The 19,523-nt window shown below is 55.1% G+C and carries 16 protein-coding genes; 7 read left to right on the plus strand and 9 right to left on the minus strand.

The features are described from left to right. Positions 1-73: 73 nt before the first annotated feature. The gene (locus tag A3OW_RS0104800; protein ID WP_020562292.1) at positions 74-1,636 is read right to left on the minus strand and encodes a sigma 54-interacting transcriptional regulator; all 1,563 of its coding nucleotides are present in this window, start codon (positions 1,634-1,636) and stop codon (positions 74-76) included. A 202-nt stretch (positions 1,637-1,838) separates the two neighbouring features. Here A3OW_RS0104800 and A3OW_RS0104805 point away from each other — a divergent pair, with 202 nt between their 5' ends. Then, a complete protein-coding gene (locus A3OW_RS0104805) occupies positions 1,839-2,492 on the plus strand; it encodes a DUF938 domain-containing protein (protein WP_026223338.1) in 654 nt (217 codons plus the stop codon). Positions 2,493-2,732: 240 nt separating this feature from the next. Further along, positions 2,733-3,467 (plus strand): SDR family NAD(P)-dependent oxidoreductase, encoded by a 735-nt coding sequence (locus tag A3OW_RS0104815; protein WP_020562295.1) that lies wholly within the window; start codon positions 2,733-2,735, stop codon positions 3,465-3,467. An 80-nt stretch (positions 3,468-3,547) separates the two neighbouring features. Here A3OW_RS0104815 and A3OW_RS24080 read toward each other — a convergent pair whose 3' ends face one another. The 4 genes from A3OW_RS24080 to leuS all read right to left on the minus strand — a co-directional run bounded on the left by A3OW_RS24080 (position 3,548) and on the right by leuS (position 9,838). Further along, on the minus strand, positions 3,548-5,524 hold the full coding sequence (locus tag A3OW_RS24080; protein WP_020562296.1) for a sensor domain-containing protein: 1,977 nt from the start codon (positions 5,522-5,524) through the stop codon (positions 3,548-3,550). 217 nt (positions 5,525-5,741) lie between these two features. Next, complete coding sequence (gene holA, locus A3OW_RS0104825) at positions 5,742-6,770, minus strand: DNA polymerase III subunit delta (protein ID WP_020562297.1); 1,029 nt, start codon at positions 6,768-6,770, stop codon at positions 5,742-5,744. A 1-nt stretch (position 6,771) separates the two neighbouring features. Next, positions 6,772-7,269 (minus strand): LPS-assembly lipoprotein LptE, encoded by a 498-nt coding sequence (locus A3OW_RS0104830; RefSeq protein WP_020562298.1) that lies wholly within the window; start codon positions 7,267-7,269, stop codon positions 6,772-6,774. A gap of 22 nt (positions 7,270-7,291) precedes the next feature. After that, positions 7,292-9,838 carry a leucine--tRNA ligase gene (leuS, locus tag A3OW_RS0104835; RefSeq protein ID WP_020562299.1) on the minus strand — a complete coding sequence of 849 codons (2,547 nt, stop codon included), beginning with the start codon at positions 9,836-9,838 and terminating at the stop codon, positions 7,292-7,294. Between the two features lie 84 nt (positions 9,839-9,922). Here leuS and A3OW_RS0104840 point away from each other — a divergent pair, with 84 nt between their 5' ends. The 3 genes from A3OW_RS0104840 (at position 9,923) to lnt (ending at position 13,169) form a co-directional block, all read left to right on the plus strand. Beyond that, complete coding sequence (locus A3OW_RS0104840) at positions 9,923-10,408, plus strand: zinc ribbon-containing protein (protein WP_020562300.1); 486 nt, start codon at positions 9,923-9,925, stop codon at positions 10,406-10,408. Positions 10,409-10,471: 63 nt separating this feature from the next. Continuing rightward, on the plus strand, positions 10,472-11,251 hold the full coding sequence (locus A3OW_RS0104845) for a ParA family protein (RefSeq protein WP_020562301.1): 780 nt from the start codon (positions 10,472-10,474) through the stop codon (positions 11,249-11,251). A gap of 334 nt (positions 11,252-11,585) precedes the next feature. Further along, a complete protein-coding gene (lnt, locus tag A3OW_RS0104850) occupies positions 11,586-13,169 on the plus strand; it encodes an apolipoprotein N-acyltransferase (RefSeq protein WP_020562302.1) in 1,584 nt (527 codons plus the stop codon). A gap of 278 nt (positions 13,170-13,447) precedes the next feature. Here the strand turns inward: lnt and aqpZ are convergent, their stop codons facing one another. Beyond that, positions 13,448-14,185 (minus strand): aquaporin Z, encoded by a 738-nt coding sequence (gene aqpZ / locus A3OW_RS0104855; RefSeq protein ID WP_020562303.1) that lies wholly within the window; start codon positions 14,183-14,185, stop codon positions 13,448-13,450. 459 nt (positions 14,186-14,644) lie between these two features. Here aqpZ and A3OW_RS0104860 point away from each other — a divergent pair, with 459 nt between their 5' ends. Next, complete coding sequence (locus A3OW_RS0104860; RefSeq protein WP_020562304.1) at positions 14,645-15,334, plus strand: TIGR04283 family arsenosugar biosynthesis glycosyltransferase; 690 nt, start codon at positions 14,645-14,647, stop codon at positions 15,332-15,334. Between the two features lie 133 nt (positions 15,335-15,467). Next, positions 15,468-16,091: a TIGR04282 family arsenosugar biosynthesis glycosyltransferase gene (locus tag A3OW_RS0104865; protein ID WP_020562305.1), complete on the plus strand. Its 624-nt coding sequence runs from the start codon at positions 15,468-15,470 to the stop codon at positions 16,089-16,091. Between the two features lie 30 nt (positions 16,092-16,121). Here the strand turns inward: A3OW_RS0104865 and A3OW_RS0104870 are convergent, their stop codons facing one another. The 3 genes from A3OW_RS0104870 to grxD form a co-directional block, all read right to left on the minus strand. Further along, positions 16,122-16,817: a metallophosphoesterase family protein gene (locus A3OW_RS0104870; protein WP_020562306.1), complete on the minus strand. Its 696-nt coding sequence runs from the start codon at positions 16,815-16,817 to the stop codon at positions 16,122-16,124. A 157-nt stretch (positions 16,818-16,974) separates the two neighbouring features. Beyond that, the gene (locus A3OW_RS0104880; protein ID WP_020562308.1) at positions 16,975-18,945 is read right to left on the minus strand and encodes a cytochrome c peroxidase; all 1,971 of its coding nucleotides are present in this window, start codon (positions 18,943-18,945) and stop codon (positions 16,975-16,977) included. A 145-nt stretch (positions 18,946-19,090) separates the two neighbouring features. After that, on the minus strand, positions 19,091-19,411 hold the full coding sequence (grxD, locus tag A3OW_RS0104885; protein WP_020562309.1) for a Grx4 family monothiol glutaredoxin: 321 nt from the start codon (positions 19,409-19,411) through the stop codon (positions 19,091-19,093). Positions 19,412-19,523: the final 112 nt, after the last annotated feature.

Here is a 19,523-nt window from a genome sequence, read left to right on the forward strand (position 1 = left end):
AGAAAAAGTTCAATCCACACGTAATTTTTCTGAATAAAACTTTTTTGAATTCAAGGCAATAAATTGTAATTTTTTATCTTCCGCTTCTGAATTTTACGGAATCGATCCGGTATTTTTTCAATTTGCCGTAGACCGCCCTGGGTGTGATTCCCATTTCCGCGGCTACTTGTTTGACATCCCCGAGATTATTCTGCAGGGCCTGACGTAAGTAGGCCTGCTCTGCATCGGCCAGAACTTTTTGCTTGAACCCCGCCCAGTGGCCAAAAGGCAAGAAGGTCTGCTGCTTTTCGTCCAGTTCCAATTGCGTCAATTCGTCTCCTTTGCAGAATAACACGCTGCGTTCCAGGGTATTTTCCAGTTCGCGCACATTGCCGGGCCAGGGATAGGCGCGTATTCGGCTCATCACCTCGCGGCTGACCGACTGGATGTTTTTACCGTATTTGTCGTTGAGCCGCTTGAGTATCAGTTGCAACAGATGCGGAAGGTCTTCCGGCCTTTGCGCCAGGGGCGGAATCCACAGGCGCACGACGTTCAGCCGATAAAACAGATCCTGCCGGAAAAGCCCCTGCTCCACATGCTGCTCCAGTTGCCGGTTGCTGGCGGAAACGATGCGCACGTCGACGCTCAACGTCTGTTTGCCGCCGACCCGTTCCATCTCGTTTTCCTGTAAAACGCGAAGCAGTCGGGTTTGCGCTTCCAGAGACAGGGTATCCACTTCATCCAGAAACAGGGTGCCGCCTTCGGCTCGCTCGAAGAAGCCCTGATGAACCTCGACCGCGCCGGTAAAGGCGCCTTTCTCGTGACCGAACAGGGCGCTTTCGAGCAGGCTGTCCGGAATAGCGCCGCAGTTGATGGCCACGAAAGGCCGGTGGCTGCGATCGCTCATCGCATGGATCGCGCGGGCGATCAGCTCCTTGCCGACGCCGGTGGCGCCGATGATCAGGACGGTCGCCCGGGTCGGCGCCACGATCTCGACTTTCTGCAGAACCTGCTGCATCGCCGGCGATTTGGCGATGATTGCGGGCGGCGGCCTCACCGGGTGCCGCTTGGGTTTTTCCCACCAGATATTGCGCATGCGTTCCTCGATCCTGGAATGCAGCGCCGCCATTTCCGATTTGTCTTCCCGGCAATCTTCCCGGCGGTATACAAGGCCGGGTCTACCCTCGGCCCGAGCGGGGTCGGTATGAATGCAGACTTCGCAGCCGCCGTGTTTTCGAGCGATGCTCTGCTTGATTTCCACCTTGGCATAGCCGAAATTCCGGGCGGCAATGCCGCCGAACACGCTGGAAGTCATGCGGCACAATTCGGGAAAGTTGGTGACGCCCTCGCCGAAGGGACAGCGGCTGTTGACCACGGTAATGCTGCCGGCATCGGCCGACGCCAGTGAAAAATGGCCGCCGATGCGGTTTTTCAGGCCTAAGATCAGATCGATGTAACAAGTACGGTTCAGGTCGCCCTCTTGACCGTATTCGTCGCGATAGGTCTGTTCGAAGTAACGCCCCGCGCTTTTGGCAATGTGTTCGATCAACAGTTCGCAATGATCCCCGCCTTGCTGTTCACAGGCGTGCATCAGTTCGAGAATGAAGGTTTGCAGAAAAAAGACCGGAGACAGATCGGAAAATTCGTGTTCGCTCATGTCGGCAGAAAAGTGAATTTTAATTTCACGAATTGAACCACGAGTTCATACCGATGGCAATTCAGATTTATTAAGCCTTTGATATTTTGGTAAAAATATCCAAAAAATGCTTGGCCCGGATATTGCTTTTGTCATCTTAAGATGACTCCGAAGTGAATTCTTCGTGAACATCTTTAACCCTAATAAATTTCGAGGAGAGCTTATGAATACCGAGAGACCCCCATTGAATCCGCATCCGTTGAGCGAATACGTCGCCTGGGCCGGAAGCCGCAACCGCGAACCGATACTCGGCGTTTTAAAGGAAAAACTTCCTAAAGAAGCCGGCCGAGTTCTGGAAATGGCCAGCGGCAGCGGCATGCACATCAACTATTTCGCGCCGCATTTCGAGCACCTGCATTTCCATCCGACCGACAAGGATGAAGCAGTGTTTGCGAACATCAAAAAGCTGACGACCGAACACGGCAACGACAATATCGCCGATCCGGTCCACCTGGATCTGACCGATCCCGATACCTGGTTCAACCCCGGCAAGAAGAATTCTTTCGATGCGATCTTCTGCATCAATATCTTTCAGGTCGCGCCGATTTCGATTGCCGACGGCATGATGGAATGCGCCTCGCATCTGTTGAGCGATAACGGCATTTTGTTGATCTATGGACCGTTCAAAGTGGAAGGAAGCTTTACCACGGCATCGAACGAAGAATTCCATAATACCCTGGCTTCGTATCAAGTGGCGGAATGGGGCTTGAAAGACGTGGCGGATTTGAAAAAAGCGGCGGCGAATCACGGAATGGAATTGAAAGAAATCATCGACATGCCGGCCAACAACTTTTCGCTGATTTTCGGCCGGAGTTAACAAACCGAAAAACGGACATGGGCAAAAATCTCAATCAGGGCCGTTTTTCCGGCATGGATAATTTTGCCGCCATCGGCCCCGATACTTGAAAACAACGGAAAAAATCCTTGACGATGGACTATGCAATCAAGCTGATCGAGTGGTTCCGCCGGCTATTCCGATTAACCGATTCGGCCAATGCGCCCGGTTCCGCCGATTTGCCGAATTTCTCCCCTCCATTGAAACTGTTGAGATCGACTTATGACGAAGAAAAAAGCTATGGTGATATTGGGCGTCGGGCCGCAACGAGGACTGGGGGCGGCCTTGGCTCAGCGCTTCGCGGACGACGGCCTTCAGGTTTTTATCGCTGGGCGCAGCTTGTCGAAGCTGGAAACGGTCGCATCCTCTCTCGCGGCCCGAGGTGGCGCCGTCAGAGCCCTCGTCGCTGACGCCACCGTGGAAGCCGATGTGGTGCAATTGTTCGAGTCGGTGGCTCGGGAAGGCTGTGTTCTGGAAATTGCCGCGTACAATGTCGACAGCAATATTTCGGCGCCGTTTCTCGAAACCGACATCGACACTTTTACGACTTTGTGGCGGCAAAACAGCCTGGGGGCGTTTCTGTTCGGGCGGGAGAGCATCAAGCAGATGCTGCCGAGACGGCAGGGCACCCTGTTTTTTACCGGAGCGACCGCTTCGCTCCGGGCCAGGCCCCCGTTTACCGCCTTCGCCGCCGCCAAAGCCGGGGTGCGGGCGCTGGCTCAAGGTCTGGCACGGGAGTTCTCGCCGCAAGGCATTCATGTGGTCCATTCCGTGATCGACGGCGTGATCGACGGAGAGCGCGCTCACCGGCAATTTCCTCAGTTCGTCGCCGCGAAAGGGCAGGATGGCCTGTTGCTGCCCGAAGCCATCGCCGAAACTTATTGGCAGTTGTACAAACAGCACCCCAGCGCCTGGACCCATGAGATCGATTTGCGCCCCTTCAAGGAGCCGTTTTGAGAGATTTTGAAACCGCCCGGTGAGGCCTATCCTCCGGGCGCACTTCAATTTCGACGTCCGCCGGGGATGAGCGGTTTCTCTTAGCCCAGCGCGGACTCTTGGGACCGGGAGCCGAGCAAATCCATCAGCTTGTGCCCAGGAACGGGAGGACTCAGATAAAATCCCTGGATCAGATCGCAATCCCGGTCCAGTAAGAACGCCAGTTGCTCTTCATTTTCCACGCCTTCGGCCACGATTTTTTGCCCGAGCGAATGGCCCATGTCGATGATGGCGCGGGCAATGCGGGCGTCCTTGGCATTGAAGGTGATGTCCTTGACAAAGGACTGGTCGATTTTCAGGATATCGATGGGAAAGTTTTTCAAGTACGAAAGCGAAGAATAACCGGTGCCGAAATCGTCGAGGGCGATGCTGATTCCCATTTTTTTCAACTGATTCAACTGAAACTCGATGCGCTGGGTATCTCCGATCAGCATCGACTCGGTAATTTCCAGCTCCAGGTATTCCGGAGCGAGGTCCGCATCTTTCAGGGCGTCTTCGACAATTTGCAGAAAATTGGGATCGGAAAATTGCCGGGCCGAGATGTTCACCGAAACCCGGCGCAGATGATAGCCTTCGTTCAGCCAGGACTTGAGTTGCGCGCAAGCGGTCCGTAAAACCCATGTTCCAAGATCGATAATGAGGCCGGTGTCTTCCGCGATCGGGATAAAATAATTCGCCGGGATCATTTTATTCTGTGCATAGTCTCCCTGAAACCAGCGAATCAGGACCTCGGCGCCGCAAAGTTCCCTGTTGTCGGCCGTGTATTGCGGTTGATAGTACAGTTGCAACTCGTTTTGCGAAATGGCTTTCCGCAAATTCGATTCCAACGCCAGGCGATCCTGCGTCGCGGAAGTAAAATCCTTTTTAAAAAACTGGTAGTTGTTGCGTCCCTTGTGTTTCGCCTCGTACATGGCAATATCGGCGTTTTTGATCAATACCTCGGCCAGCTCGCCGTCTTCCGGGTAAATCGAAATGCCGATGCTCGCACCGATGAAGACTTCCCGGCGCTGAATGTAAAATACTTCCGACAGTTTCTCAATAATTTTGTTGGCGATCAGCGAAGCGGAATAGATCGCCTGTTCATGGGATTTCTCGTTGAGCAGAAGCACGGCGAATTCGTCCCCGCTCAAGCGGGCGACGATGTCTCCCTTGCGCGTGATCGCCAGCAGTCTTTTCGCGGTCTCTTTCAACAGCTCGTCGCCGGCATCGTGGCCGAGATTGTCGTTCACCGCTTTGAACCGGTCGAGGTCGATAAAAAAGATGACGGCGTGTAAATTGTACCGTTGGGAAGTCGATAAAAACTGGCCCAGACGCTCATAAAACATGACGCGGTTCGCCAGACCGGTCAGGTCGTCGTAGTGAGCAATCCTGATGATGCGTTTTTCATCCAGCTTTTGCCGGGTGATGTCGGCCAGCGTGGCGAAATAAAACGCTTGCTCGCTGTCGCCGTTGATGAAAGTAATCTCCAGTTTACCGGGAAAATGGCGGCCGTTCTTCGGCCGGCAGTTGACTTCACCAGACCAGTATTTTTTACGCTTGTCCTTTAACTTCGCGGCAAAGGAAGGCGTGAATTTGACGCCTTCTTCACTGGCAATCATCATCGACAACGGCTGGTTTTCCAACTCGCCCGGCGGATAACCGAAGAGTTCGCAAAATGCGCAGTTGCTTTCTTTAACGTGCAGGCGTTCATCCAGTAAGGCATAGTTTACGTGGCTGACTTCAAGAATATTCGACAGTAATTGCAGCCGGTTGTTTGCCGCCGCCTGATCAATCGATTCCGGCTGTTCCGGTGGCGGAAAGGAACGGCCCGGCGCGATCTGCAACTTGGATCCGCCCTGCCTCGCTGCCCCCGAGTTGACGTTCAGATAAAGAATACCGGCAGCGCCGAGACCGTTGACGAACACCAGAGGCTTTGCAAAATCCAGTTCCGGATGAAAATACGCCGACAACAGGTACAAAAAATCCGTTAAGACAAGGCAAAAAGCCGTAAACATGAGCGTCTTGTATTGGGTAATCATTCGCTTTTCAGTTAAGTACCGAAGCCTGGTGAAATGATTTTTCCGGTTTCAATCCTTCATCAAGTACGGCGGAAAGAGTTCATGCCGGCAATTGAATTAAGTCATTCATGATAATGGAATATGTGCACAATAGCATTAAATTTATCGGCATCCTGCCGGCCGGAAATTCACGATAGCCTTCCCCGGCTGATACTCGAAAGCTTTGCCCGGAGCGCAATCATCGATCCGGCTCCGTCACGATTCCGACCGAGGCCGGCGACAGGCAAAGACTCAGCAATGTTTCCCACGGATCGCCCGGCTCCTGCCCTTTGATCTGCCGGTCGACTCGAGCGCTCCGGAGCAGTATCTTGTCGAGATCGGCCTGGCTCAGCCGGTCGAGAGCAGAACTTATCAGCGCCTTGCGATTGTCCCTGATTTGGTGGTTTCTGTATACGGTTTCCCGATTCCGGCCCTGGGCTAAGGCCTGTTTGATCTTGCTCAATGTCCTCGCCTCGCGCGTCAACGCCCACAGCACGATGGGCGCGGCGATGCCCTCGGCTTGCAAAGCCGACAGTATTTTCATGGTTCTGTGCGTATCGGCGCGCAGAACGCTGTCGATCAGCTTGTACACGTCGAAGCGGGAGCTGTCGGCGACCACGTCGAGAATCTGCCGAGCGCTGAGCGGTCCTGCGCCATAGAGGATGTAAAGCTTTTCTATTTCCTGAACGGCGGCCAGCAGGTTGCCTTCGACCATGGCCGCCAGCAGCCGGACGCCTTCGGCTTCGGCACTCAGCCCCCGGCGCTGCAAACGCTGCTGTAGCCATCGGATCAATTCCTGACCGTCGACCGGCCAGACCTGAACCACGACGCCTGTCTTGTCGACTGCCTGAAACCAGTGCGATTTCAAGGTTTCACCGGTGAGTTTATCCATCGTGATCAGCAGCAACGTATCTTCGGGAGGATGCTGACAATAGGCCATCAGAGCCTTGGAGCCGTCGGCTCCCGGCGTGGTTCCGGGCAGCCTCAAATCGATCACTTTCTTATCCGAAAAGATCGACAGTGTGCCCGCGTAAACAGTCAGATTGCTCCATTCGAACCCGGCATCGGCGGAAAATATCTCGCGCGTTTCAAAACCCGCTTTCCGGGCAGCCGCCCTGACCGCATCGCAGGCTTCGCCCAGTTGCTGGGGCTCGTCGCCGCTGACAAGATAGACCGGAGCCAGGCCTTGTTTGAGATGCTGGTCCAGTTGCTCCGGTTTTAGCCGCATGTTATTTGGAAGCCGCCTGCAGCTCCAGCCGCGCCCGGCTCAAAATGCTTTGAATGGCCTGTTGATACATTTCGTCACGAATCACTCGTTCTTCATTATCCTTGGCGATAATGTCCTGCTGATCGTTGAAATATTCGCGCCTGAGCCGCAGCGGCTGCCTTTCGAGCAATAATTTTCCTTCCTTGTACAATTCGTAATCCAATTGGTAATCCAGTTCGACTTCGTTCGAGCGGCCGCGCGAACTCAGCGACAGGACCCGGTGGCGAAAGTCCTCGTTCAGAATTTTGACCGTCACTCCGGCTTTTTCCGGCGAATCGGCCAGTTTGCTCGCCGACGAACCCAGTACGCCTTTCAATTGCTCGCGAAGCTGGAGAGTACCGCCGTCCCAATAAATCGATTTAATCTCCTGAGCCACTTCGGTGGAGCTTCCGCGCAGATGGTAACCGCAAGCACTCAGCAGTACGGAAAAAACAAGAACAGCTATTTTTTTACGCAACATCCCGACTCTCGGCAACAAAAAATCACTCAACCACGATATTAACCAGTTTTTTAGGCACGACAATCACCTTTCTGACCGGCCGGTCTTCAATAAATCGTTTGACATGATCGTCAGCGAACGCCAGCCGTTCGATTTCAGCGGCAGACGCCGCAGCCGGAACGGTGATTTTGCCGCGCAGCTTGCCGTTGACTTGAATGACCAGCTCCAGGCTGTCCTGGGTCAGCGCCGAAGCGTCGACCGTCGGCCAGGCAGCGCCGACGATCGCTTCCGGATGCCCCAGCTCCTGCCACATCCGATGGCAGATGTGCGGCACGATCGGCGACAGCATCAGAACGATGGCTTCAAAGGCTTCCTGGCGCAAGGCCCGCGCGTTTTCCGATTCGTCATTGAAGCGCGCCAGGGCGTTCACCAGCTCCATGTTGGCGGCGATTGCCGTGTTGTAGGTATAACGCCGGCCGTAGTCGTCGGTGACCTTGGCAATGGTCTGATGCAACTGTCGGCGCAGCGTTTTTTGCTCTTCGGTCATGGCCTGCCGATCGAACGGCCGGCTTGCTCCACCGGATGCCACGTGTTGATGGACCAGTTTCCACAGCCTTTTCAGGAAGCGGAAAGCGCCTTCGACGCCGCTGTCCGACCATTCCAGGGACTGCTCCGGAGGCGCGGCAAACATGATGAACAAGCGCACGGTATCGGCGCCGTATTGATCGATCAACGCTTGCGGATCGACGGTATTGCCTTTGGATTTCGACATCTTGCTGCCGTCTTTCAGCACCATGCCTTGAGTCAGCAGGTTCTTGAACGGCTCGCCGCAGCGCAAAAGACCTTCATCGCGCAGCAATTTGGTGTAAAACCGGGCGTACAACAGATGCAGGATCGCATGCTCGATGCCGCCGATGTAGTGATCCACCGGCAGCCAATAATGTACGCTGTCCGCCAGCATGGCATCATCGCTAATGCCGGCAAAACGCGCAAAATACCAGGACGATTCCATGAAAGTATCGAAAGTATCGGTTTCGCGGCGCGCCGCTTTGCCGCATTGCGGACACTCGACCTGCGAAAAGGTGGGATGCGCCACCAGAGGCGATTGCGATCCGTCCAGCACAACGTCCCGCGGCAATTCCACCGGCAGATCGCTTTCCGGAACGGGCACCGTTCCGCAATCGTCGCAATAGATCACCGGAATCGGCGCTCCCCAGTAACGCTGGCGGGACACGCCCCAGTCGCGCAGCCGAAACCGTACATGCTTGTCTCCGAGATCCTTGGCTTTCAGATCGGCAGCGACCGCGTCAATGGCCTGCTTATGCGTCAGGCCGTCGTATTTACCGCTTTTGACCAGTACCATTAACTCGTCCTTCGCCGCATACCAATCCTGCCAACGGTTCTGATCAAAAGGCAGGTCGATTTGGCTGCCGCCGGCGTCCCCATAATCACTGCCGCTGCCAACTCCGGATGAATTCCGGCTAAAATCGATCGTTTTACGGTGCAAGACTTGTTTAATCGGCAAGCCGTATCTCTGCGCGAAATGAAAATCGCGCTCGTCATGCGCCGGCACTGCCATGACCGCGCCTTCGCCGTAACTCATCAGCACGTAGTTGCCTACCCAGACCGGCACTTTTTCTCCGGTCAGAGGGTGCGTGACCTGAATGCCGGTCGGCATGCCTTTCTTTTCGACGGTCGCAAGATCGGCCTCGGCGGTACCGGTCTGCTCGCATTCGTGAATGAAAGCGGCAAGCTCCGGATTATTCCTGGCGGCCTGAGCGGCCAAGGGATGCTCTGGGGCGACCGCGCAGAAAGTGACGCCCATGATCGTATCGGCCCGGGTGGTATAGACCCACAACAAGTCCTGTTTGCCGTCAAATTCGTAGGGAAAGGCGAAGCGCACCCCGTAGCTTTTGCCGATCCAGTTGACCTGCATGGTTTTGACCTGCTCCGGCCAGCCGTCCAGAGTCTCGAGCGACTGGAGCAGTTCATCGGCGTAAGCGGTGATTTTCAAAAACCACTGGGCGATTTCCTTGCGTTCCACCTGGGTGTCGCAGCGCCAGCAACAGCCGTCGATGACCTGTTCGTTCGCCAGCACGGTCATGTCGTTCGGGCACCAGTTGACCGGCGCGGTCTTTTTGTAGACCAGGCCTTTTTCCAGCAGCTTCAGAAAGAACCACTGTTCCCAACGGTAATAATCCGGATCGCAGGTAGCGATTTCCCGGTTCCAGTCGTAGCCGAAACCCAGGCGCTTGAGCTGGCCTTTCATATAAGCGATATTTTCATAGGTCCAGTCGGCGGGATGGACGCCGTGCTGCATCGCGGCGTTTTCCGCGGGCAGGCCGAACGCATCCCAACCCATCGGCTGCAGCACGTTCTTGCCGAGCATGCGCTGGTAACGGCTGATCACGTCGCCGATGGTGTAGTTGCGAACGTGCCCCATGTGCAATTTACCGCTGGGATACGGAAACATCGACAAGCAATAATACTTGTCCTGGTTGGCGGTCTCGGATACATTAAAGACGCCCGACTCTTCCCAAATTTTCTGTACGGCTTGCTCAATGGCCAGCGGCTTGTAAATTTCTTCCATCCTTCTCGTCTTTTACCGGTCAAAAGCGTTAGAATACCGCACTGTTAAGTAAATCTAAAGAGCCATTTTCAGGAGTAGTACCGTATGAAGAAAAATAAATTTATCCAGGCTTACAACGACATCGTCAGGCATCTTTACGAAACGATGGACGAGACCCTTCATTCCCTTGCGGAAGCGCTTGAAATTTCGAAGGAAAAAGCCGGAAAAGACAGCGACCTGAGCAAAGAGGAGTTGAACCGGGTCGGCGATTACGTCAAGCGCGACGTGGAAACCGCGGCGCACGGTCTGACCGAAAAAAAGGATTCTAATTCTCTTTCGGAATGGTTCAAATTTGATATCGAACTGATCGAAAATTTCACGCTGGACGCCTTCCTCAGCGTGGCCGACAAGACGCGCATCGAACTGGCGAAACTGGGGGAGCTGGCCAAAACCCATCGCTACCAAAGCGGCGACATCACCCTTCCCGGCACTTTCATTTGCGATAACTGCGGCAAGGAAATCGCCTTCAAAACCACCAGCGAAATTCCGGAGTGCCCGGTATGCCATGCAAAAACCTTTGTCCGTATTTGATATTAGCGATCGAAACCTTATAAAATAAGGTTTTTTCATCTTGGCAGTTTTATAGGTAGCAACATGCGCAGAGTCATTTTCAATCAGAAAGGCGGTGTCGGCAAATCGACGATTACGTGCAATCTCGCCGCGATCAGCGCCGTTGAAGGAAAGCGTACGTTAGTCATCGATCTCGACGTCCAGGGCAATTCGACGCAATACCTGTTGGGCGGAAAAGTCAGCGACAGCGACAGGACCATTGCCCACTATTTTAAAGATTGCCTCAGCCTTTCGCTGTTCGGGAACAATAACAATTCCGGGCTTGAAAATGCGATTCACGAAACACCGTTTCCCAATCTGTACGTCATTCCGTCGCATCCCGATCTCGAGCCGCTGCAAGGCCGGCTGGAGTCGCGCTTCAAGATCTTCAAACTGAAGGAAGGGCTCGATAATCTGCGAGGCTTCGATTCGATCTACATCGATACGCCGCCCATCCTCAACTTTTACAGCCAGTCGGCCTTGATTGCAGCCGACAAATGCCTGATTCCGTTCGATTGCGACACGTTTTCCCGTGAATCGCTCTTGACCCTGATGCAGACCATCTCCGAAGTCAAGGCCGATCACAACCAGAATCTGACCATCGAAGGCATTGTCGTCAATCAGTTCCAGAAACAGGCCAATCTGCCGCGCCAACTGGTCGATCAACTGATCGCCGAAGGACTTCCGGTGCTGTCCGCGATGATCTCGCCTTCGGTCAAGGTCAGGGAATCGCACAGTCAGGCTCAACCTTTGGTCCATTACGTCCCCAATCACAAACTGACCGACGAATACCGCGCCTTGCATGCCGAAATTCACGGCGGCTGATTCCGTTTCGACGCGGAGCGCAGGTTGAGAAGACAACCGCCAAGGACGCCGTCGCCATACCCCCTCCGGCCATTGGAAAACTGATCCGGTTGGGGTTCGCAAGCTTCATGTTAACCTCGCGGATGAGCTAAGGATTGCTTTCCGGAAGGCGCGCCATAGCCGTTTTACTCGGCAAGCAACCTGGAACGGTCTGTAATGCGCTGTTGCCGATTCCGACCGGCGCCGGATTGACTTACTGAAACAGGCCGGTCAACCGAAGCAGGATTCGATCATTTCAGGGATGAACCGTTATTTCGCTTCCGATAATATTTTTCTTCCGTAATTTTCAGTCGTCATGGTCAGTCTTTCCCTATCCGGCGCCAAGCCCTGGCTGCTTCCTTTGCTGTCCGGCATTCTGATCGGCACCAGTTACATCCCTTTCCCGCCCTGGGCAGCCCTGTTTTGTTTTGTTCCTCTATGGCTGTTCTGGCAAAGGCAGACGCGCCTGAGGGAGGTTTTCTTGGGCGGCTTGCTGACGTCGTTCGTATTTACTCTGATCGGCTTTAACTGGGTGACCTATTTGCTGCACGAGTTCGCCCACCTGCCCTGGCCCCTGGCGGTCGTCGGCATGTTGCTGTACGCCCTGGTTGCGCACCTGTTCGTTCCGCTCGCGGGCGTAGTATGGTTCTGGGGACAACGGAAGTTTCGCTGGCCCGAGCCGCTGTCGCTGGCGCTGATGGCGATGATCACGGTGTTGTGCGAAGCTTACTCATTGACTTTGTTCGACTGGAACTTCGGCTATTCCTGGTACGGCGCCGGACTTCCCATCTACCAATGGGCGGAAATCGTCGGCTTTAAGGGCCTCAGCGCCGCCACTCTGCTGTGCAATCTGCCTCTCCTGATCGCCTGGCGGAAACGGAAGCAACGTTCCGGCCAGACGATCGCGGCGGCCGTCCTTCTCGGTTTCCTGACCTTGAATGCCGGCGGCTTCTGGCTGAAAAACCGCCTGCCGGCTCCGGATGACCAATTCAAGGCGCTGCTGGTGCAGGCCAGCATCGAGAACTCGGAAAAAATGGCGGCCGAGCTCGGCCAGGGCTACCGTCCGGAAATTTTGAGACGCTATCTCGAACTGACCGACCGGGCGCTGCTGTCCCACCGGAACGAAACCATCGATTTTGCGGTCTGGCCGGAAACGGCCTTTCCGGCGCTGCTGGGAGAGGAGTTCGCCAATGAAGAATACCCTGCCGCGTTGAGCCAGTTTCTGAAGGCGCGGCAGCTCGCCCTGATTACCGGCGCCTACGGCTTCGACCGGCGGCAAGGGCTTCCGACCAATTCGATGTTCGTATTGAACAAAAACGGCGAGTTGACGCCGCCGCATTACAGCAAAACCATCCTGCTGGCCTTCGGCGAATACATACCGGGCGAGCGGATTTTTCCGGCCATTCGCAAATGGCTGCCGCCGACCGGGCAATTCGCAAGGGGTCAGGGACCGACGCAACTGCTGCAATGGAACGGCTACCGGATGGGGGGCCAAATCTGCTACGAGAGCCTGTTTCCGGAGTTTTCCTGGGCGCTGGCCGATCTCGGCGCCCAGTTCATCGTCAATGCCACCAACGATTCCTGGTACGGCACCTGGCAGGAGCCCTACCAGCACATGTACATGACGCTGGCGCGAGGGGTCGAGTTTCGCATCCCGGTGCTGAGAGTCACCAATACCGGCATATCCACGGTTGCCCTGGCGTCCGGCGATATTCTCGAACGCTCGCCGCTCCATCGCACCTGGACCGGTATCTTCGAAGTGCCCTATCGGGTCCATCCGGCTCCTACTTTTTATCAGCGATGGTTCCGGCTGGTGCCCGGCCTGCTTTGGACCGTTCTGTTCCTGTTGCTGGCGCTCGGCGCCTTCGGCCGAAAAATCGACGATCGACAAAAGCATTGATCTTTAAGACTCGGGAAGATCGACATGCCGTGACTTCGCCGAAACGTCAACAGGTTAGCGGCACCGGTTCTCTTTCGGGGCATCATCGGACAACATCGTTAATCGCTCACGTTGAAACGAAAAAATGGAGGCTCCGGACCTGCGAGGTTGCAAAAAACTCGCAGGTCTTCTTTAAGACTCGGTCATTTCCACGGTCAATGCAAACTGCATGAGGGGACTGACGCCGGGTCGGAGGCGGTTTGCGCTTGTCCGGTCAACAAGGGAGTTTCGGGATTTTTTCAGGATCCGCCCACCGGCCGGCTGGGAATTTCAAAAACAGCAGGCTCTTCACTTTCGGCGCTGCCCAGATAACGGTAAATAACCGCTCCCAAAGCGGCCCCGATGATCGGCGCCAGCCAGAACAGCCACAGTTGGGCCAAAGCCCAGTCGCCGACGTAGACCGCCACCGCCAGGCTTCGGGCCGGGTTGACCGAGGTATTGGTCACCGGGATGCTGATCAAATGGATCAAGGTCAGGCCGAGCCCGATGGCCAGCGGCGCAAAACCCTGCGGCGCCCGGCCGTCGGTCGCACCGAGAATAATCAGCAGAAACATCATGGTCATGACGACTTCGGTGACCAGTCCCGCCGTCAAGGAATAGCCCCCGGGCGAATGTTCTCCGTAACCGTTGGCGGCAAATCCGGCGGCCAGATTGAAGTCCGTTTTGCCGCTGGCGATTAGATACAGGACGCCGCCGGCGACAATGCCGCCCAACACCTGCGCGATTATGTAGGGCAATAACTTTCCCGCAGGGAAGCGTCCGCCTGCCCATAATCCGATCGACACCGCCGGATTTAAATGGCAGCCCGAAATATGGCCGATGGCATAAGCCATGGTCAATACCGTCAGGCCGAAAGCGAACGCCACGCCCAACAGCCCGATGCCCACATCCGGAAACGCCGCAGCCAGAACGGCACTGCCGCAGCCCCCTAAAACCAGCCAAAATGTTCCAAAAAATTCAGCAGCATATTGTTTCATGATTGGTACTCCGTAGGTTGTGGATAACGACAACTCGACGGTAAGGCGGTTGGATTCCGCTCTTTCCGGTTTTATTTTTCTTGATTGAACCAAACAAACATCATTTCCCTACAAACTGCATCCAGACTGATGACTGCAGATAGCGGTTACGGTCGATTGATCGTCCCTCTTTTGATTGCCGATGTCCGCGCAGAATCATGGACTGCCCGACCGTTGTGAAAAGCCAACGGCGGCTTGCTTCCGATTCCGAGAACGACCGATCGTACGGCTACGGTTTTGCACTATAGCCAGAGATACCGGGGCTGTCAATTACAGAGTTATTTCATCTTATTGAATTACAATGTAGATCGAATCATTTTCCGCTCGCAAGTCTACTCTTGTTGACTTCGATTCTTCTTAACCGAAGGCGGCCGTTCGTAATAAAATGGAGTTTTTAACGCTGTATTCCGACGATCCCCGATGAAATTCTCCCTCATCGTCCCGACCCTGAACGAAGCACCGTCGATATCGGCCTGTTTGGCAGCATTGCAACCGCTTCGGAACCGCGCTGAAATCATCGTCGTCGACGGAGGCAGTTTTGACAATACCGAAATCCTGGCCCGGAAATGGGCCGACCGGGTCGTTCGTTCGCCCAAAGGCCGTGCCCGGCAGATGAATCTCGGCGCGAAACTCGCCACCGGAGACGTATTGATTTTTTTGCACGCGGATACCTTTTTGCCTCCGGACGCTCTGGACCGGATCGAGCGGCAACTGGAAACGAACGGCGAATGGGGCCGTTTCGACATCCAATTGAGCGGCAGTCATTTCATGTTCAAGATCATCGCGCTGCTTATGAACTGGCGTTCCCGCCTTACCGGCATCGCGACCGGCGACCAGGTTTTGTTCGTCAGCAAAAAGGCTTTCGTCTCGGCAGGCGGCTTTCCCGACATCGCCTTGATGGAAGACATTGCGCTCTCGAAAGCGCTAAAGAAAATATCCCCGCCCGTCTGCCTAAAGACCAAAGTCGTCAGTTCCTCCCGGAAATGGCAGCAGGACGGCATTATCCGTACCATTCTGCTGATGTGGAGTCTGCGTCTACAGTATTTTTTCGGAGCCGACCCGGACGTTCTGGCGCGGCGTTATTACGGGAAGTCCCCGTCAAAACGCTAACGTACGGTCAGAGGCCTTTGTATGGGATTCGAAGCATGACGACCGAATTTCCGGCGTTCACAATAACACCCCCGTCCAGGCCGGACGGATTCTCTTCCCGGCCTGATCATTTTCCATTTTTTCGAAATCCAGGATGACCTACGCCTATCCCGACAGCGTATTGATGATTTTCTGCAAGGCACCCGAGCCCGGCCGGGTGAAAACCCGACTGATGCCGGAACTGACCGCCGAACAGGCGGCTGAACTGCATCAGGAACTCAGCATCCGAACCCTGGAGCTGGCAGCCCGAAGTTCCTTGTGCCCGATTCAGCTCTGGTGCGCGCCCTCGACCGGGCACCCTTTTTTCACTGAAGCGGCGGCAGCTTATCCGCTGCGGTTGAAGCAGCAGCGCGGGCGCGATCTCGGCGAACGCATGCATCGTGCGTTCCGCTCGGAACTGGCCCGTTACGCCAACGCCCTGCTGATCGGATGCGATTGCCCTTCGTTGACGGCGGCGGATCTGGCGGAGGCTCTGGAAGCGATCAACCGGGACTGCGACGCCGTGTTAAGTCCTGCCGAGGATGGGGGATACGTACTGATCGGGTTGATCCGACCCTGTCCCGAGCTGTTCGACGCCATGCCCTGGGGCACGGCGCAAGTCCTGGAGCAAACCCGAACGAGAATCCGCCGGAACCATCTTCGCTGCCGGGAGCTCAAGGAACAGTGGGACGTGGATACCGCCGAGGATTTGCTTCGCTTCAGAAAGCAGACGGCCTGACGGTCTTGACCGAAGCGTTATTGTGGAACGTTAACCGGTCTTCAGAAATTTGTCGGTCAGCGTGTTGCCGACCAAGTCGCAGACGGCCTGATCCGCCACCCCGACCACCTTGATGTGACTGCGGACGGTGCCGATATAATTTTCATGCAGATGCCCATGAAAAATCATGCGCACCCCCATCGCGGCCCCGAGCTCGCTGATCGCGCTGAAACCGTGCCGGTGCGAGCCCGGCGCTTCGTGGGTCACCAGGATGTCGGCCTTCAAACGTTTCAATTTTTCGAATTCGTCATGCCAGATGGCGGACTGATATTTCAGCGACAAGCCGGCTTGGGTGGCATGGCTCGGCTGCGAGTTTAAGTAGTGCTGCTTGTTGATCCATTTGGGCCGATGCGGCGGATACCAGACCCGGCCCAGAAATATGCCGCCCAAGCCGGCAATTTTCAGCCCGCCAATTTCCCGGACCGTCAAATGCAGGCCCCGGTCGGACAGGGAAGAATGAAACAGGTTGTGGTATTTGCCGGGCGATTGAAAATCATGATTGCCGGCGATCCACCAGATCTGGGTTAAACCGATGATTTCGTGAAGATAATTTTCAAGAGGCATGTCGAGATCGTAATCCCCCAGGAGCACGACGGCCTCAGGCCGGTATTCACGCACCACAGCAATCAACGGCTTAAAGTTTCCGTGAGGATCTCCGGCAAATAAGATTCTGTGGTTGTGATTCATGTTGTTGTAACTATGTAATGGTGATCAAACCGTGTCGCTGCATTCAATCTTAAATAGTACCATTAAAATCCTCATTAGAACCATCAAAGAAAAAATCCGGGCCGTCAAACTTCCCCTGCCGTCCTTCCGGACAATGTCCGCTTGCAACCTAGCGCCTTCACTGCGCATCTCCGACCGGGGCCGCATAGGCGTCGGCGACCAGGTCCTGCACATTATCGCCGGTTAACGAAGACAGAAAGGCCGTGATCGCCGACACCTCGTCCGCCGTCAGATTCAGCGGCCTGATCAACGGATCCAGATTCTCGTTGGCGATGCCGCCCCGATTGTAAAATTCGACTACCTGGGTTAACGAGGCCAGGCTGCCGTTGTGCATGTAAGGCGCCGTCAGAGCCACGTTGCGCAGCGACGGAGTCTTGTATTTCCATCGGTCTGCCGGATTTTGCGTGATTTCATAAAGGCCGAGGTCGTTGGCTTTTTCGGCCGAGACCGAGCGGATAATCTTCTCGTCAACGGTCACAAAAACTCCGGGCGCCAATTGCACGGGACGGCCGGACTTCGCGCCGCCCATCGCTTCGGCGTAACCGATGCCGGTATTGTGCAGATTGTTGTCGGTAAACAGCGCGTGTTTCGAAGTCACGGCGTGACACTGGGAACATCCGGCCTTGCCGGTAAAAAGTTTGAACCCTTGTTGCGCCCGGGCCTCCAGGGCTTTTTTATCCTTGCCGTAATACCAGCGGTCAAAGGGGGAGTTCGCCGAATTCAGGGCCCGCTCGTAACTGGCGATCGCCTGACCGATCGTCACCATATCCGGTCCTTTGCCGAAAGCTTTTTTAAACTGTTTCGGGTAATCGGCACTACGGTTGATCTTGTCGACGACATAACCGATCGACGGATTGCCCATCTCGTTAGGAGCCATTAACGGGCCCCACACCTGCTGTTCCAGCGTGGTTTCCCGGCCGTCATGGAACAACGATTTGAAATAGGCGACGTTGTACAGGGTCGGAGAATTCCGCCGAACCGTGCGTCCCTCGATCCCGACGGCCGTAGCCATTTCGTTGCTGGTAAAGCCCTGCTCCGGAATATGGCACATGGCGCAGGAAAACGTATTGTTGTGCGACAGGCGCCGGTCGTAAAACAGCCTGCGGCCGAGCCGGATTTTTTCTCCGGTTACCGGATTATCGGCGGGAACGTCGATTTTCGGCAAGCCCAGCGGCGGTCTCTCCACCCACCGGATTAGATTGGCCGGTTTGCCCTTGCGCTGGCTCAAAGCCACGGAACGAGTCTCGTAGTCTCTGCTTTCATAATGGGTCTTGTTGTCGCCAGCCGAAAACACGGCCTCGGCGGTCGCCTCGGTATCGGCCTTTTCTCGACCGGCCGTTTTCGGCGCCTCCGCGAGCAGCACGGTTTTGACGTCGTTGATCAACGTGTCCGGATGCAGAAACGACACGCTGTAGATATTGCGGATCTGCTTTTCCCGGTCGATCAGATAAACCCGAAGCAGATGGGAGTAAGTTCCGGTGTCCCGGCCTTGCGCATCGTACACTTTTTGCACGAGCTGCTTGTAGCCGGACAATATCGGCTGGAGCTCCTGTTCCGAGTGAGTCGTCAAAAAATGCCATTCGGCGCCCTGATCCTGAAAGCTTCGGCCATACGCTTTCATCGCCTCCGGCGTATCGTGACCGGGATTGAAGCTGAGCGTGACCAGCCGCAAGCGTTCCGCTAGCTCGGGTTCTTTCTTCAGACGGCTCTTGATTTTATGCAGGACCGCGGTCGCCAACGGACAGCCGTTGACGTCGCTGCAGGTCGAATAGATGAAGCTGAGCAGAACGATCTTGTCGCCCATGAGACCGTGCAGCTTGAGCGCCCTCCCTTCGGTATCGAGCACGTCGCCGTCGACGGCAACCCCCAAGGATGGAAGCCGGTAAGTGCCGGGCTCCGGTGGAGAAAAGCTCAGAGCGCCGTAACCGGGCGCGAGAACTGACTGCCCGGCAGAACCTGGAGCATCGGCATGAACGAGGCCGCTTGAAAAAAGGCAGAATAGTGCGGCGAGTAATTTCTTCCGATGCGGCCTACTCGTGAAGCCGGCTACGGGCAGGGCATCCTTTCCCGCCGTCAAAAAACTGGGCATTAGATTCTATCCGGCCTGGAATGAAACTCGGCAATCCCGTTCCTCTTTTCTTGTTCGCCGAAGCGTGAAAGAAGGCGGGTTTACCTTGAAGAGAATGAATCGGTCAGAAGTTCGTCCAGTCCCTGGACTTAACGGCGCCGGTCAATCAGGCGATTGCATCGGCTGCTTCAAGCATCTTGACCAGTTCGCCTTTCTCGAACAAATCGGTAACGATGTCGCAGCCGCCCACCAGTTCGCCTTTAATATAGAGCTGGGGATAGGTCGGCCAGTTGGAAAAGCTCTTCAACGCTTCCCGCAATTCGGGATCTTCAAAGATGTTGACTGCTTTATATTTGGCGTGGCAGGCTTCCAGCACCTGGACCGTCTGACCGGAAAACCCGCATTGAGGAAAGTCGGGAGTGCCTTTCATATAAAGAACAACCGGATTATTTTCAATCTGGCTTTTGATTCTTTCAATCACATTCATGGCTTGGATTTCTCAAATGGTTAATAATCGAAAATTTTATCAACTTTAGGTTATATAAAAAAGCAAAAAGTTCCGGAGCAGCTCTTGCCTGTGCCTTGAGACAAAATTATAA

This window comes from Methylosarcina fibrata AML-C10 (genome assembly GCF_000372865.1).
In the GTDB taxonomy this organism is placed as follows: domain Bacteria; phylum Pseudomonadota; class Gammaproteobacteria; order Methylococcales; family Methylomonadaceae; genus Methylosarcina; species Methylosarcina fibrata.